The 16,086-nt window shown below is 73.4% G+C and carries 13 protein-coding genes; 10 read left to right on the top strand and 3 right to left on the bottom strand.

Annotated features, from left to right (window positions below; genetic code table 11):
• Positions 1-56 precede the first annotated feature (56 nt).
• Together OG867_RS02640 and OG867_RS02635 are read left to right on the top strand one after the other, a co-directional pair.
• Positions 57-2,498 carry a SpoIIE family protein phosphatase gene (locus OG867_RS02640; RefSeq protein ID WP_406282236.1) on the top strand — a complete coding sequence of 814 codons (2,442 nt, stop codon included), beginning with the start codon at positions 57-59 and terminating at the stop codon, positions 2,496-2,498.
• Positions 2,499-2,595: 97 nt separating this feature from the next.
• Positions 2,596-3,324: a class I SAM-dependent methyltransferase gene (locus tag OG867_RS02635; RefSeq protein ID WP_406282233.1), complete on the top strand. Its 729-nt coding sequence runs from the start codon at positions 2,596-2,598 to the stop codon at positions 3,322-3,324.
• 54 nt (positions 3,325-3,378) lie between these two features.
• On the opposite strand, the gene OG867_RS02630 is transcribed toward OG867_RS02635, so the two are convergent.
• Entirely contained in the window at positions 3,379-4,269 is an 891-nt protein-coding gene (locus OG867_RS02630) for a LysR family transcriptional regulator (RefSeq protein WP_406282230.1), read from the bottom strand.
• Between the two features lie 120 nt (positions 4,270-4,389).
• Between OG867_RS02630 and OG867_RS02625 the strand changes: the two genes are divergently transcribed.
• From OG867_RS02625 to OG867_RS02595, 7 genes are all read left to right on the top strand, one after another.
• A complete protein-coding gene (locus tag OG867_RS02625) occupies positions 4,390-5,391 on the top strand; it encodes an aldo/keto reductase (protein WP_406282227.1) in 1,002 nt (333 codons plus the stop codon).
• A 114-nt stretch (positions 5,392-5,505) separates the two neighbouring features.
• Positions 5,506-6,339, top strand: a complete 834-nt coding sequence (locus tag OG867_RS02620) for a M55 family metallopeptidase (protein ID WP_328903520.1) — start codon at positions 5,506-5,508, stop codon at positions 6,337-6,339.
• A complete protein-coding gene (locus tag OG867_RS02615) occupies positions 6,332-7,675 on the top strand; it encodes a M20/M25/M40 family metallo-hydrolase (RefSeq protein ID WP_406282224.1) in 1,344 nt (447 codons plus the stop codon). Before OG867_RS02620 ends, OG867_RS02615 begins: the two co-directional genes overlap by 8 nt.
• Positions 7,676-7,699: 24 nt before the next feature.
• Positions 7,700-9,688: a prolyl oligopeptidase family serine peptidase gene (locus tag OG867_RS02610; RefSeq protein WP_406282221.1), complete on the top strand. Its 1,989-nt coding sequence runs from the start codon at positions 7,700-7,702 to the stop codon at positions 9,686-9,688.
• Positions 9,685-10,629 carry an LD-carboxypeptidase gene (locus OG867_RS02605; protein ID WP_406282218.1) on the top strand — a complete coding sequence of 315 codons (945 nt, stop codon included), beginning with the start codon at positions 9,685-9,687 and terminating at the stop codon, positions 10,627-10,629. The genes OG867_RS02610 and OG867_RS02605 overlap by 4 nt, the downstream gene beginning before the upstream one ends.
• Positions 10,630-10,751: 122 nt before the next feature.
• Positions 10,752-10,991 (top strand): DUF1049 domain-containing protein, encoded by a 240-nt coding sequence (locus tag OG867_RS02600; RefSeq protein WP_406282215.1) that lies wholly within the window; start codon positions 10,752-10,754, stop codon positions 10,989-10,991.
• 71 nt (positions 10,992-11,062) lie between these two features.
• Entirely contained in the window at positions 11,063-11,602 is a 540-nt protein-coding gene (locus OG867_RS02595; protein ID WP_406282212.1) for a GNAT family N-acetyltransferase, read from the top strand.
• Between the two features lie 14 nt (positions 11,603-11,616).
• Here OG867_RS02595 and OG867_RS02590 read toward each other — a convergent pair whose 3' ends face one another.
• Complete coding sequence (locus OG867_RS02590) at positions 11,617-13,485, bottom strand: transketolase (protein ID WP_406282209.1); 1,869 nt, start codon at positions 13,483-13,485, stop codon at positions 11,617-11,619.
• A 108-nt stretch (positions 13,486-13,593) separates the two neighbouring features.
• Positions 13,594-13,929, bottom strand: a complete 336-nt coding sequence (locus OG867_RS02585; protein WP_406282206.1) for a DUF6204 family protein — start codon at positions 13,927-13,929, stop codon at positions 13,594-13,596.
• Positions 13,930-14,114: 185 nt separating this feature from the next.
• On the opposite strand from OG867_RS02585, the gene OG867_RS02580 reads away from it, so the two are divergent.
• Complete coding sequence (locus OG867_RS02580; protein ID WP_406282203.1) at positions 14,115-16,082, top strand: DUF5107 domain-containing protein; 1,968 nt, start codon at positions 14,115-14,117, stop codon at positions 16,080-16,082.
• Positions 16,083-16,086 lie beyond the last annotated feature (4 nt).

The raw sequence follows: 16,086 nt of genomic DNA, 5'->3' as shown, positions 1-16,086 counted from the left end.
CGTACCGTGGAGTCACGCGCCGCGGAATGCCGCGGTGAGGAAGGAGTCTTCCCCTCATGGACCTCGGTGTGCCGCCGCAGAGGACACCACTGCCGGGTGACGGCACGGCGGGCCGCCTGCCGCTCGCCGTGGCCGTGGTCGACGCGGAGGGGCTCGTCTCGCACTGGTCGTCCGGGGCGAGAAGGCTCTTCGGCATCGCCCGCGAGGACGCGGTCGGCTGCCCGGCCGGTGAACTCCTGCCCGTCTCCGGCGTGTTGGGGGTGAGCGGCGCACCCGCCCAGTACGACGAGGGCCCCGCGCTCGACAGCTCGCTCAGCGGTGACTTCCCCTACCCCGCGTCGGGCCGGGCCCGGCTGGACGAGCCCGGGCACGGCCGGATCGACGTGCTGTGGTGGGCCTACCCGCTCGCCGGCCCCGGACCGGCCCGGCTGCTCGTGCTCGCCGCCGACTGCGCCCAGCTGCGCGGCGTGGAGGAGGGCGAGGGTGGTCCGGCGCGTACGATCGCCCCCGGCTTCGCCCTGCACACCGACTTCCCCGGCCACCCCGAGCTGTCCGCGCGGCTGCCCGAGATCCTGCCGAACATGAGCGTCCACGAGGCGACCGGAATCGTCGCCCATGTGCTCGAACTGGGCTACCCGGTGCTGGAGTTCAGCCACCACGAACGCATCCCCGTCACCCCGGACTGGGGCGTGCCGAAGCGCGCCGGAGGGCTGCCGGCGCGCGAGGAGCGGTACGGCGAGGACACGAAGGTGGTCCCGCAGCGCACCGTGCCCCGCCCCGAGCTGGACCTCGAATACGCGGCGGTCCGCGAACGGCTGGAATTCCTCAACGAGGTGAGCGGCCGCATCGGCACCTCCCTCGACCTGGAACGCACCATCCGCGAGGTCACCAGCGCCGCCGTCCCCCGCTTCAGCGACTTCGCCGGTACGCATCTGCGCGCCGCCGTCCTCGCCGGTGAGGGCTTCCCCGACGGGCCGCCCGACGTCACCACCGTCTGGCACCGCGTCTGGGTCGAGCACAACGACGAACCGGGCCGCTGGGACGACACCGTGCCCGTCGGCGAGGCCATCGCCTTCCCCGAACACACCCCGTTCTTCCAGTGCATGGTCACCGGCGAGCCGGTCATCGTGCCCTATGTGAGCGAGGAGCTGAGCAACCGGATCTCCGGCGAGTTCGAGAAGCGGGACCTGCGCCCCCTGATCACACACCGCTCGCTGCTCATCGTGCCGCTGAAGGCCCGCGACGTGGTCCTCGGCTTCATGGTCCTGATGCGCCGCCCCGGCCGCGAGCCCTTCGACGACATGGACCGCACCACCGGCGCCGAACTCGCCGCGCGGGCCGGGCTCGTCCTGGACAACGCCCGCATGTACACGTATCAGGAGAACGTCGCGGAGACGCTCCAGGACAGCATGCTGCCCAACGTCGAACCCCGCATGGCCGGTTGTGACATCGCGACCCGCTATCTGCCGGGTACCCGGCTCGGCCGGATCGGCGGCGACTGGTTCGACTCGGTGAAGCTCCCCGGCTCGCGCACCGCGCTGGTCGTCGGCGACGTCATGGGACACGGTCTCAACTCGGCGGCGATGATGGGCCAGTTGCGGACCGCGGTGCTGACCATGGCCACCATGGAGATGCCGCCCGCCCAGCTCCTGCGCCATCTGGACGACCTCGCCCAGCGCCTCGGCGAGCAGTACCTCGCGACCTGCCTGTACGCGGTCTACGACCCGATCGCGGGCGAGCTCCAGATCGCCAACGCCGGTCACATCCCGCCCGTGCTGGTCCGCGCCGAGGACGGCCGGGCCGAACTGCTCGACCTGCCGACCGGGGCGCCCATCGGCGTCGGCGGGGTCGCCTTCGAGACCGCCACCGTGCGGGTGCGCCCCGGGGACCGCCTCGTCCTGTGCACGGACGGGCTGGTCGAGGTGCGCGGCCAGGACATCGGGGCCGGGCTCGCCGCGCTCTGCGCCTCCGCGGCCCACCCCGCCGCGTCGATGGACGACGCCTGCGACACCATCATCCGCGCCCTGAACACCGGGGACGGCCGCAAGGACGACGTCGCCCTGCTGATGGCCCGGCTCAACGGCATCGCGGACGAGGACGTCGCCGAGTGGCAGCTCGCCCTGGACCCCCGCGAGGTGTCCCGGGCCCGCCGCCTGGTGCGCGGCCAACTCCTCGACTGGGAGCTGCCCGACGCCGTGGAGGCGGCCGAGCTGATGGTCAGCGAGCTGGTCACCAACGCCGTCAAGCACGGGCGCACCCATCACATCGGGCTCCGCCTGGTCCGCACCGACGCGCTGCTGTGCGAGGTCAGCGACGACGAACCGGCCCCCGCTTCCCTTCTCGGTGTCACCGACAGCGACGAGTTCGGCCGGGGCCTCATGGTGGTGAGCGGCCTCGCCAGGGAATGGGGCACCAGCGGCACCGCGCGCGGCAAGACCGTCTGGTTCGAGCTGGCCCTGTCCCGCGTCCCACGGCACCGGTCCAACCGCTGCCGCTGACATGGAGGTTGTGTCCGCACCCTTGCCCCCGGGCACCCCTGGGCAGTAGTCCCTGGCTGAGCGATATGAGCCTGCACGACGGGACTTGGGAGTACGCATGGGTGTGTCACAGCAATACCGCGAGGCGTGGGAAGGGTACTGGGCGGCCACGTCGGACGAACCCGGCGCGGCCATCTGGGACTCCGGCCCGGATCTGAGCGCCGTACCGCACAGCCGGCTGCTCCTTCCGTACGCCGACGCCACCCTGCCCGTCGTGGACCTCGGCTGCGGCAACGGCACGCAGACCCGGCACCTCGCGACCCTCTTCCCCCGCGCCCTCGGCGTGGACCTCTCGGAGGCGGCGATCGAGCACGCCCGGAAGGCGGACCCGGGGGAGACCGCCGGGTACGAAAGGCTCGACCTCGCCGACGCCGACGCCGTGCGCGGCCTGCACGAGCGCATCGGCGACACGAACGTCTACATGCGGGCGGTGATCCACCAGAGCGACCCCGAGGCCCGCCCGGCCGTAGCCGCCGCCGTCGCCACGCTCCTCGGCGCACGCGGCCGGGCCTTCGTCGCCGAGCTGACCCCCGCCTCCAAGGACGTCCTGCAACGCGCCTCGCAGGGCCCGGACGGCCCGGGCCCGAAGCTGCGCCGGGTCTTCGAACACGGGCTGAAACCGGCGAGCGCCACCGACGAGGAGGTCCCGCAGCTGCTCGCGGCGGCCGGGCTGACCGTGCTGGACAGCGGCGACACGGTCCTGCCGCAGACCGAGAACCTGCCCGACGGCACCCGGATCGACCTGCCGGCGAGGTGGTTCGTGCTGGCCACGGCGGCCACGGGCTGAAACCGGGCGGCCGGGGGCTCGGGCGCCCCCGGCCTCAGCTCCCCGCCCCCGGCCTCAGCTCCCCGTGTCGTCCCGCAGCAGCGCCATCAGGGCCCGCGCCCCCGGGCTCAGCGCCCGCGCCTCGGGGAGCACCACGGCACTCTCGTAGTACGCCTCCCCGGCGCCCTCGGGCCGCACCGCCACCAGTCCGCGCGCCTCGGGCTTGCGGGAGAAGTGGTGCGGCACGAGCGCGATGCCCAGCTGCTCGTGGACCAGCTCCAGCAGGCTGTGTACGTCGGTGACCTCCAGGGCCACCGTGCGCCGCACCCCGGCCGCCGTGAACGCCGCGTCGGCCGCGCGGCGCGGACCGAAGTCCGGGTGGAAGTCGATGAACGGCTCACCCGCCAGCTCCGCCCAGGCCGCCCGGTCCGATGCCGCCAGCCGGTGGCCCGGCGCGCACAGCAGCACCATGGGCTCCCGGGCCAGCGGGACCAGCTCGCCGCGCCAGCCCGCCGGGTCCACCGTCGCGGCGAACGCGATGTCGAGCCGGCCGCCCGCCACCCCGTCGACCAGGCTGGCCGTGCCCTCCTGGCGCAGCCGGATCTCCATGTGCGGGTGGGCGTGGTGGAAGGCCGCGAGCAGCCGGGGCAGCCGCAGCCCGGCCACACACTGCTCCACGCCCACCGACAGGGTCCCGCGCAGCAGCCCCCGTACCGCGTCGACGGCCTCCTTCGCGGCCCGCACCCCGGCCAGGGTGCGTTCCGCCTCGACCAGCAGGGCGCGCCCCGCCTCGGTCAGCCGTACGCTGCGCGTGGTCCGGCTGAACAGCGGCGTCCGCAGCTCCTGCTCCAGCGCCCGTACGGAGGCGGAGAGCCCGGACTGCGAGACGGCGACCCGCTCCGCCGCGCGGGTGAAATGCCGCTCCTCGGCGACGGCCACGAAATGTTCCAGCTGACGCAACTCCATGATTGAGAACTCTAGGCCCTGAATCCAAGCGGAATCTCCTGTTGGACTACTGGATCGAAGTGCGCCAGCCTGGGGATGTCCTGCCGGTCATGGCCGGAACACCTCTCCTGTGGAGCCCGTATGTACATCCCGTCCGCCGACCGCTACGCGAACATGCCCTACCGGCGCACCGGGCGCAGCGGCCTGAAGCTGCCCGCCCTCTCGCTCGGCCTGTGGCACAACTTCGGCGGGGACCGGACACCGCAGACCCAGGGCGAGATCCTGCGCCGGGCCTTCGACCTGGGCATCACCCACTTCGACCTGGCCAACAACTACGGCCCGCCGCCCGGCTCCGCCGAGACCGCGATGGGCCGGGCGCTCGCCACGGACTTCGCCGCCCACCGGGACGAGATCATCGTCTCCACCAAGGCCGGCTATCTGATGTGGGACGGCCCGTACGGGGAGTGGGGTTCCCGCAAGAACCTGCTGTCCTCGCTGGACCAGAGCCTCACCCGGCTCGGCCTGGACTACGTGGACATCTTCTACTCGCACCGGCCCGACCCCGAGACCCCGCTCGAAGAGACCATGGGCGCGCTCGACGCCGCGGTCCGCCAGGGCAAGGCGCTCTACGTCGGCGTCTCCAACTACTCACCCGAGCAGACCCGCGAGGCCGCCCGCATCCTGAAGGAGCTCGGCACCCCGCTCCTGATCCACCAGCCGCGCTACTCGATGCTCGACCGCCGCCCCGAGGAGGGCCTGCTCACCGCGCTGGACGAGCTGGGCGTCGGCTCCATCGCGTACTCGCCGCTGGAACAGGGCATCCTCTCCGACCGCTACCTGAACGGCATCCCGGAGGGCTCCCGCGCCGCCGGCAGCAGCCCCTTCCTGTCGGCCGAGGCGGTCACCCCGGACCTGGTGTCCCGACTGCGCGAGCTCAACGAACTCGCCGCCGCACGCGGCCAGTCGCTCGCCCAGCTCGCCCTGGCCTGGGTGCTGCGCGGCGGGCGCGTCACCTCCGCCGTGGTCGGCGCGAGCAGCGTCGCCCAGCTGGAGAACAACGTCGAGACGGTCCGGAACCTGGACTTCACCGACAAGGAACTCAGCCGGATCGAGAAGCTCCTGAAGGGCGCCAAGCGCGGCTGACGCCCCCCGCCCCCGGCGGCCCACAGCGGGCCGCCGGGAACGTCATTGGAATGGACCTGTGGCGTGCTCGGCACCCCTGGCCTGGGCGTTCATCGACGCGTACCGTGTGGCCGCATGAAGATCCTCGTCAGCGCCGACATGGAAGGCGCCACCGGCGTGACCTGGCCGGCCGACGTGCTGCCCGGCACGCCGCAGTGGGAGCGGTGCCGCTCCCTGTTCACCTCCGACGTCAACGCGGCCGCCCTCGGCTTCTACGACGGGGGAGCGGACGAGGTGCTGATCAACGAGGCCCACTGGACCATGCGCAACCTGCTCCTGGAGAGGCTGGACGACCGCGTCCAGATGCTCACCGGCAAGCACAAGTCGCTCAGCATGGTCGAGGGCATCCAGCACGGGGACGTCGACGCGGTCGCCTTCGTCGGCTACCACACGGGCGCCGGTACGGAGGGCGTCCTCGCCCACACCTACCTCGCCAACTCCATCACCGGGGTCTGGCTGAACGGCGTCCGGGCCAGCGAGGGCCTGCTCAACGCGCATGTCGCCGCCGAGTACGGAGTCCCCGTCGTCCTCGTCACCGGCGACGACCTGACCTGCGTGGACGCGGAGGGTTACGCCCCCGACGCGGAGAAGGTGGCCGTCAAGGACTACGTGTCGCGGTACGCCGCCGTCTGCCGCACCCCCGCCCGTACCGCCGCCGACATCCGGGCGGGCGCCGCCCGGGCCGTGTCCCTGGCCGGGCGGTACACACCGGTGGAGGGCGGACCGTTCACCGTGGAGCTGGAATTCGACGCCGAGCACCTGGCCGCGGCGGCCACCGTCGTACCCGGCGCGGCGCCGAGCGGCGAGAGGCGGGTCTCCTACACCAGCGCGACGATGTACGAAGGTATCCGCACGTTCAAGGCGGTGACGACAATCGTCTCGTCCGCCGTGGAGGAGCAGTATGGCTGAGGCGACCGCCCCCCAGGACTCCGTCGACGCCCTGGCGCTCGACGAATCGGTGACGTTCACCTCCGAACTGATCCGCATCGACACCACCAACCGGGGCGGCGGCGACTGCCGCGAACGCCCCGCCGCCGAGTACGTCGCCGAGCGGCTGGCCGCCACCGGCCTGGAGCCCGCGCTCCTGGAACGTACCCCCGGCCGTACCAACGTGGTCGCCCGGATCCCCGGCACCGACCCGTCCGCCCCCGCCCTCCTGGTCCACGGCCACCTCGACGTGGTGCCGGCCGAGGCCGCCGACTGGACCGTGCACCCCTTCTCCGGCGAGGTCCGCGACGGGGACGTGTGGGGGCGCGGCGCCATCGACATGAAGAACATGGACGCGATGGTCCTGGCCGTCGTCCGGTACTGGGCCCGGGCCGGCATCCGGCCGCGCCGCGACATCGTCATCGCGTACACCGCCGACGAGGAGGCCAGCGCCGCCGACGGGGCCGGCTTCCTCGCCGACCAGCACGCCGCCCTCTTCGACGGCTGCACGGAGGGCATCAGCGAGTCCGGCGCCTTCACCTTCCACGCCGGGCCCAGCATGCCGCTCTACCCCATCGGCGCCGGCGAACGAGGCACCGGATGGCTGAAGCTCACCGCCCAGGGCAAGGCCGGCCACGGCTCCAAGGTCAACCGGGCCAACGCCGTCACCGCGCTCGCCGCCGCCGTCACGCGCATCGGGGAGCACGAGTGGCCGGTGCGGCTCACCCCGACGGTCCGCGCCGCGCTCACCGCGCTCGCGGCGCTGCACGGCATCCACCCCGACCTCGACGCCCCCGGCTTCGACGTGGACGAACTCCTCGGCAAGATCGGACCGGCCGCGGCCCTCGTCGCCCCGACCGTCCGCAACAGCTCCAACCCGACGATGCTGGGCGCCGGTTACAAGGTCAACGTCATCCCGGGCCACGCCACCGCCTACATCGACGGCCGGACCGTCCCGGGCGGCGACGAGGAGTTCCACGCGACGATGGACCGGCTCACCGGACCCTCGGTCGACTGGGAGTTCGCCCACCGCGAGGTCGCCCTCCAGGCCCCGGTCGACTCACCCACGTACGGGAAACTCCGGGCCGCCATCGAGCGGTTCGACCCGGACGGGCACGTCGTGCCGTACTGCATGTCCGGCGGCACCGACGCCAAGCAGTTCTCCCGGCTCGGCATCACCGGCTACGGATTCTCGCCGCTGAAGCTGCCCGTCGGCTTCGACTACCAGGCTCTCTTCCACGGCGTGGACGAACGCGTCCCCGTCGACGCGCTGCACTTCGGCGTCCGGGTCCTGGACCACTACCTGCGCACCGCCTGAACCACTCGGGGGAGACCCACACCCATGCCCACCGCACAGCCCCACGGCAGCTGGCCGTCACCGATCGACGCCGCACTGGCCGCCTCCCACGACGGACGGCCCGAGTACACCGGCGCGGTCGGCGACGAGCTGTGGTGGACCGAACCGCGCCCCGCCGAAGCCGGCCGGCGCGCCCTGGTCCGCCGCACCGCCGACGGCACCACCACCGCACTGCCCGCCCCCTGGGACGTCCGCAGCCGGGTCATCGAGTACGGCGGACAGCCCTGGGCCGGCACCCAGTGGGCGGAGGGCGGCCCCCTGGTCGTCTTCGTCCACTTCGCCGACCAGCGGCTGTACGCCTACGAGCCCGACGGAGACCGCGAACCGTGGCCGCTCACCCCGGTCTCCGCCGTCGGCGGCGGACTGCGCTGGGTCGACCCGCGCCTCCACCCGGACCGGGGCGCGGCCGGCGAGGTGTGGTGCGTGCTGGAGGAGTTCACCGGCGAGGCGCCCACGGCGCTGCGCCGGGTCCTCGCCGCCGTGCCCCTGGACGGATCGGCGGCCGGCGACCGGTCCGCCGTACGCGAACTCAGCGACGGGCGGCACCGGTTCGTCACCGGCCCCGAGGTGTCGCCCGACGGGCGGCGCGCCGCCTGGATCGGCTGGGACCACCCGCGCATGCCCTGGGACGGCACCGAGGTGCTGGTCGCGGACATCGGCGAGGACGGCACCTTCCAGGACGCCCGGGCCGTCGCCGGGGGCCCCGAGGAATCCGTGCCCCAGGTCCAGTGGACCGCCGACGGGCAGCTGCTCCTGGCGAGTGACCGCAGCGGCTGGTGGAACCTGTGCCGGCTCGACCCGGACACCGGCGACACCCGGGAACTGTGCCCGCGCGAGGAGGAGTTCGCCGGGCCGCTGTGGAAGATCGGGCTCGTCTGGTTCCGCCCCCTGGACAACGGGCTGATCGCCGTCCTGCACGGCAAGGGCACCACCACCCTCGGCATACTCGACCCGGAGACGGGCGAACTGGTCGACATCGCGGGCCCGTGGACCGAGTGGGTGCCGACGCTCACCGTGCGCGGCTCCCGCGTCACCGGCGTCGCCGCGAGCCCGCACAGCGGCTACGAGATCGTGGAGCTGGACACCGTGACCGGGCACACCCGGATCACCGGCACCCCGCACGAGGACGCCGTCGACCCCGCGTACTACCCGGAACCCGTGCTGCGTACCTTCACCGGACCCGGCGGACGCGAGATCCACGCCCAGGTCTACCCGCCGCGCAACCCCGGACACACCGGCCCCGAGGGGGAGTTGCCGCCCTACGTGGTGTGGGCCCACGGCGGCCCCACCGGGCACGCCGCCCTCGTCCTGGACCTGGAGATCGCCTACTTCACCTCGCGCGGCATCGGCGTCGCCGAGGTGAATTACGGGGGCTCCGCCGGATACGGCCGCGCCTACCGCAACCGGCTGCGCGAGCAGTGGGGCGTCGTGGACGTGGAGGACTGCGCCGCCGTCGCCGGGACGCTCGCCGACGAGGGCACCGCGGACCCGGACCGGCTCGCCATCCGGGGCGGCAGCGCCGGCGGCTGGACCACCGCCGCCTCGCTGACCGGCACCGATGTCTACGCCTGCGGCACGATCATCTACCCCATCCTCGACCTCGCGGGCTGGGGCACCGACGAGACCCACGACTTCGAGTCCCAGTACCTGGAGTCACTGGTCGGCCCCCTGGCCGAGGTCCCCGAGCGCTACCGCGAACGCTCCCCGGTCGGCCGCACCGACCGGCTCACCGTGCCGTTCCTGCTCCTTCAGGGCGAGGACGACCCCATCTGCCCGCCCGTGCAGTGCGAGCGCTTCCTCGCCGCCGTCGAGGGGCGCTCCATCCCGCACGCGTACCGCACCTACCCGGGCGAGGGACACGGCTTCCGCCGCGCCACGACGATGATCGACGCGCTGGAATCCGAACTCTCCCTGTACGCCCAGGTGTTCGGCTTCGACCGGCCCGACGTGGCCACCCTGGAGCTGAAGCGGTGACCCTCACCCAGTCGGCCCGCCCCGCCCGGCTGCGCCCCGGGTCCAGGGTCGCCGTCGTCGCGCCGTGCGGGCCCGTCCCCGCCGACCGGCTGGAACCCGGCCTGGACATCCTGCGCGGCTGGGGCCTCGACCCCGTGCCCATGCCCCATGTGCTGGACGTGCACCGGGACCTGGACTACCTCGCCGGTACGGACGAGGCCCGGGCCCGGGACCTCCAGGACGCGTGGTGCGACCCTTCCGTGGACGCGGTGATCTGCGCGCGCGGCGGGTACGGCGCGCACCGCATGGTGGACCTGGTGGACTGGGCGGCCGTGCGCGCGGCCGGGCCCAAGGTGTTCGTCGGCTACAGCGACGTCACCGTGCTCCACGAGGCGTTCGCGCTGCGGACCGGGTTCGCCACCCTGCACGGGCCGATGACGGGGACCGAGGCGTTCCTCAAGGACCCGCGCACCCAGGAGTCCCTGCGGGCCACGCTCTTCGACCCGGGGACGCAGCTGACCCTGGGCCTGGAGGAGGCGCGGGCGCTGGTCCCGGGCCGGGCGCGCGGCATCACCTACGGCGGCTGCGTGAGCCTGCTCGCCGCCGACCTCGGCACCCCGCACGCCCGCCGCTCGGCCCGGGGCGGGCTGCTCGTCATCGAGGACACCACCGAGGACCCGTACAGCCTGGACCGCATCCTCACCCAGCTGCTGCGGGCCGGGGCGCTCGACGGCGTCGCCGGGGTGGCCTGCGGGTCCTGGGCGGGGTGCGGGCCGTACGAGCAGGTGCGGGCGGTGCTCGCGGACCGGCTGGGCGCGCTGGGCGTCCCGGTCGTGGAGGAGCTGGGCTTCGGCCACGGGCCCACCGGGCTCACGATCCCGCTCGGGGTGCCCGCGGTGCTCGACGCCCCGGCGGACGGCGGCCCGGCCACCCTCACGGTCGAGGTGCCCGCACTGCTCTGACCTGCCGAGCCGGCCGCCCCTGTCACCCGAATGGCCGAACATCTCCGCCGGTGGGTACGGGGGCGGAGCCATGCTGGAGCCCCGGGGCGACGGCCATACCAGGGCCGGGAAAGGGGCTGCTCATGAGCCCGAAGGACGTGTCGAGCAGCGGGAAGAGCGGCAGCGGGGCCTTCACCCCCGCCCGTATCCTGGTCCTCGTCATCGCGGTTCTGTCGGTCGTGTTCATCGCCGAGAACACCAAGGACGTGGAGGTCCGCCTCATCGTCCCGCTGGTGACGGCGCCGCTCTACGTATGGCTGATCGTGATGTTCGCGGCCGGCATGGCGTGCGGCGCGTACGTCTTCCGCAGGCGGCCCAAGTAGGCGCGCCGGCAGCGGCTGTACGGGGCAGGGCTCACCGGCCCTGCCCCGTACGGCCGCTCTAGGCTGGGGCGATGTCCGACACCCGCTATCTCGCCCAGGGGCCGCGCACGGCGATCCGCCCCTTCACCCGCGGCGACGCCGACGAGTTCACCGCCCGGGCCCGGGAGAGCGCCGCCCTGCACCGGCCCTGGCTGTTCCCGCCCGCCACCCCCGAGGCGTTCGCCGCGTACGCGGGCGTGCTCATCGAGGACCCCACGAAGGCCGGGTTCCTCGTGTGCGAGCGGGACGGGGCTGGGGCCATCGCCGGGTTCGTCACCATCAACAACATCGTCGCCGGGGCCTTCCGCTGCGGCGCCCTCGGCTACGGCGCCTTCGCGCACGCGGCCGGGCGCGGCCTCATGGGCGAAGGGCTGGAACTCGTCCTGGACCACGCCTTCGGGCTGCTCGCCCTGCACCGCCTGGAGGCCAACGTCCAGCCGGACAACGCGGGGTCGATCGCGCTCGCGCGCCGAGCCGGCTTCCGGCTGGAGGGCTACTCACCGGACTTCCTCCACATCGACGGCGCCTGGCGCGACCACGAACGCTGGGCGATCACCGCGGAGATGCGCTGACCCCTCGCCGTCGGCTACTTGACCAGGCTCCGCGCCGCGTCCGCGATGTGCGTGCGGGAGATCCCCGCCGCGTCGAGCAGCTCCGCCGTGGTGCCGGACCCGGGGAGGTTGCTCCCGGCGAGGTGGACGAGGCCCGGGTGGCTGCCGGACTCCGCGAGCGACGACAGCACCGCCTCGCCGATACCGCCCTCCGGGTGGTGGTCCTCCACCACGACCAGGGCCCCGGTCTCCCGGGCCGCGAGAGCCAGCGCGCCGGAGTCGAGCGGCTTGACGGAGTAGAGGTCGATGACCCGGGCCCGTACGCCCTGCTCGGCCAGCAGCTCGGCGGCGGCCAGGCACTCGTGCAGCGTGACCCCCGCGCCGACCAGGGTGACCTGGTCGTCGTCGCCGTGGCGCAGCGTCTTCGAGCCACCCACGGGGAACGTCTCCTCGCTCCCGTACAGCACCGGGTAGGCGCCGCGCGTGGTGCGCAGGTACGAGATGCCGTCGATGTCCGCCATGGCCACGGTCAGGGCCGCCGCCGAGGTCGCGTCACTCGGGTAGAGCACGGTCGAACCGCGCACCGCGCGCATCATGGCCAGATCCTCGACGCCCATCTGCGAGGGCCCGTCCGCGCCGATCTCCACCCCGCTGTGCGTCCCGCAGAGCGCCATCGTGATGTCCGAGACGGCCGCCATGCGAATGAAGTCGTGCGCCCGGGTGAGGAACGCCGCGAAGGTGGTCGCGTACGGGCGGAAGCCGCGCACGGCCATGCCGACGGCCTCGGCGACCATCTGCTGCTCCGCGATGTACGTCTGGAAGAAGCGGTCCGGGTACGCCTTCTTGAAGTCCTCGGAGTGCGTGGAGTTGCCGACCTCAGCGTCCAGGGCGACGACGTCGGGCCGTACGCCGAGCGCCACCAGCGCCTTGCCGAAGGCGACCCGGGTGGCGATCTCGTCGCCCTTCTCGAAGCGCGGCAGCTCCACGGCGGCGTTGGTCCGCGTGGGCGCGGGCGCGGCCTTCGGCGGCCGGGGGCCCTCCACCCGCAGGTCGCGGATGCCACCCAGCTCCTCGATCGCGCGCTCGGCCAGGTCCTCGGGCAGCGGCTTGCCGTGCCAGCCCTCCTTGTCGGCGACCTCGCTCACCCCGCGCCCCTTGACCGTCTTCGCGACGATCACCGTGGGGGCGCTGCCGTCCGCCGCCGTCTTCAGGGCCCGGTCGACCTCGGTCAGGTCGTGGCCGTCGACCACGAGGGCGCGGCAGCCGAACGCCTCGACGCGGCGCGCGTAGGTGCCGGTGTCCCATTGGAGCTCGGTGGGTCCTGACTGGCCGAGGCGGTTGACGTCGATGATCGCGGTGAAGTTGCCCAGCTGGTGCTGGCCGGCCTTGTCGAGGGCCTCCCAGACGGACCCCTCGGCCATCTCGCTGTCGCCGCACAGCACCCAGACCCGGTACGGCTGGTTCTCCAGGTCCCGCCCGGCGAGCGCGATACCCACGCCGTACGCGATGCCCTGGCCCAGCGAGCCGGTCGCCACGTCCACCCAGGGCAGCTCGGGCGTGGGGTGGCCCTGGAGACGGTGCCCGAAGCGCCGGTACGTCGTCATCAGCTCCTCGTCGCCGATGGCACCGGCCGCCTTGAACATGGCGTACAGGAGCGGCGAGGCGTGGCCCTTGGAGAAGACCAGGTGGTCACCGGCCGGGTTCTCGGGCGCGTTCCAGTCGTACCGCAGATGCCGGGTCATGAGGACCGCCATCAGATCGGCCGCCGACAGGCTGGACGTGGGGTGCCCGGACCCCGCCGAGGTGCTGGTGCGCACCGAGTCCACCCGCAGCTGCTGGGCGAGCTCGAAGACCTCGGTGAGATCGCTGTCGGGGCCGAGCGTGCTGGTCTGTTCGCTGGTCATGGGCCGGACCTTTCGCGTGAGGGCGGGACGACGGAACGGGTTCCCGAATCCACGCGGTCCATCACCTTCCGGGGGCAGGTTGCCCTCCATCGGGCGCCCGGCCCGGCCTCACCGCCCCTTGTAGTTGATCTTCATCGTGTCCATGTCCGTCACCGTGGACCGCAGCTCCCCGTGGCCGTACCCCGCCTCGCGCAGCGTCGTCTGCGCCCGGTCCTCGGCGAGGGCACCGGCCATCTCCTCGCCGTCCTCGGCGTCCGAGACGACCACATAGCGGAAGCTGAAGTGCTTGAGGACCCGGTCGTAGGTGAGCGACCCCTCCTCGGTGAACTGCATCGCGGCGAGCCCGTGCTCCTCCACCTCGGCCAGCAGCCGCTCGCGCGCCGCGTCCGTCAGATCCTGGAAGGTGCCGCGCACGATCACCCGGTAGGTGTGCTGCGTACTCATCTGTCGCGCTGTCCCTCTCGCCTGCCGTGCCCGATGTCCGCAGCGAGCGTACGGGGGCCGGGACCGGGACGGAAACGGAATTCCCGGCGCCGAGACACCCCTTGTCGGGGCGGCGACCGCCGTGTTCCATGGTCATCGGGGGGCGCCCGGACCTGTGGCGGCCCGCGCGAGGGAGCGAGGTTGCCTTGGCCACCACCGTACGACGTGCCGTCCTGACCCTGCCCACGGCGGCGACCGGGCCGGAGAACCCGCTGCCCGCGCTGCGGCCGCTGGACGAGACGCATGTCATCGAAGACCGGGACCGGGCGGGGCTCCCGCGCGACATGGCCCGCCAGCTCGGGCACGCCCCGCTGACCACCGTCCTGCCCGTCCGCCTTCTCGACGGCTACGGGCGCGAGCGCGTCCCCGCGGACCTCGACGCGATCGTCATCGAGAACGACCACCTGCGCGTCACCGTGCTGCCCGGTCTCGGCGGCCGTATCCACTCCCTCGTCCACAAGCCGTCCGGCCGCGACCTCGTCTACGCCAACCCGGTCCTCCAGCCCGCGGACTTCGCGCTCAACGGCGCCTGGTTCTCCGGCGGCATCGAATGGAACATCGGCGCGACCGGGCACACCACGCTCTCCTGCGCCCCGGTGCACGCGGCGCTCGTCCCGGCGCCCGACGGCGGCGAGATGGTCCGGCTCTGGGAGTGGGAGCGGCTGCGGGACCTGCCGTTCCAGGTGGACCTGTGGCTCCCCGCCGACTCCGCGTTCCTGCACGTCGGCGTACGGATACGCAACCCGCACGAGCAGCCCGCGCCCGTCTACTGGTGGTCCAACATCGCCGTCCCCGAGGACGAGCGCACCCGGGTGATCGCCCCGGCCGACGAGGCGTGGCACTTCGGGTACGAGCGCAGCCTGACCCGGGTCCCGGTCCCCGAGAGCGGAGGCGCCGACCGCACCTACCCGCTGCGCGGCGAGTACCCCGCCGACTACTTCTACGAGGTGCCCGACGGCGCCCGCCGCTGGATCGCCGCCCTGGACGAACAGGGCCGCGGACTCGTCCAGACCTCCACCGACCTGCTGCGCGGCCGCAAGCTGTTCCTCTGGGGCAGCGGGCCCGGCGGGCGACGCTGGCAGGAATGGCTCACCGAACCCGGCACCGGCGGCTACGCGGAGATCCAGGCCGGACTGGCCCGCACCCAGCTGGAACACGTCCCGCTGGAACCGGGTGGCGAGTTCAGCTGGCTGGAGTCGTACGGGCCGCTCGCCGCCGACCCCTCCGTCGTGCACGGCGACGACTGGGCCGCCGCCCGCGCCGAGACCGAGCGGCGGCTCGCGGAGGCCCTGCCGCGCGCCGACGTGGACGCCGCCTACACCGCCTGGCGCGCCCACGCCGACGCCGAACCGGGCGAACGCCTCGCCACCGGCTCCGGCTGGGGCGCGCTGGAGGTGCGGCGCGGCCGGTACAAGCTGCCGGGCACGCCGTTCACCGACGACACGCTGGGCGAGCAGCAGGCCCCCTGGCTGGAGCTGCTGGACCAGGGCACGTTCCCCGGCCCCGACGGCACGGTCCCCGGGCCCACCCTGGTCTCCTGGCACTGGCGGGACATGCTGGAGACGGCCCCCGCAGAACCGCTCACCGAATACCACCTCGGCATCGCGCAGTGGCACGCCGACGACCGCGCCCAGGCGGTCCGCAGCTGGGAGCGAGGACTGGCCACGGGCGCCTCGCGCTGGCCGCTGCTGCGCTGCCTGGCCGTCGCCGCCCTGGTGAGCGGCCAGCGCGAACTGGCCGCCGAGTACTACGCGGAGGCGTTCGACGGGCTGTGCGCGGAGCGCCGCGACGGCGACGACCCCTGGACGGCGGCCACCGCCGCGCTGGGCCGGGAGGCGATCGAGGCGCTGCTCACGGCGGGGCGTCCCGAGGCCGCCCGCACGGTGTGGCAGAAGCTGCCCCCGGAGGTCCGGGCGCGCGGCCGGTTCCGCCTGCTGGAAGCCCGGCTGCTGCACGCGGAGGGCCGGCCCGAGGCCGCGAAGGCCGTGTTCGACGCGGGCTTCGAGGTCGCCGACCTGCGCGAGGGCGCGGAGATCCTGGAGGAGGTGTGGCGGCGGCTCACGGACGAACCGCTGCCGGACCCGTACAACTACCGGATGCGCCCGCGCGCCTGACAGG

Source organism: Streptomyces sp. NBC_00209, assembly GCF_045206345.1.
In the GTDB taxonomy this organism is placed as follows: domain Bacteria; phylum Actinomycetota; class Actinomycetes; order Streptomycetales; family Streptomycetaceae; genus Streptomyces.
Note: the sequence above shows the minus strand (reverse complement) of the source record. Positions and strands in the feature narration are given on the sequence as shown.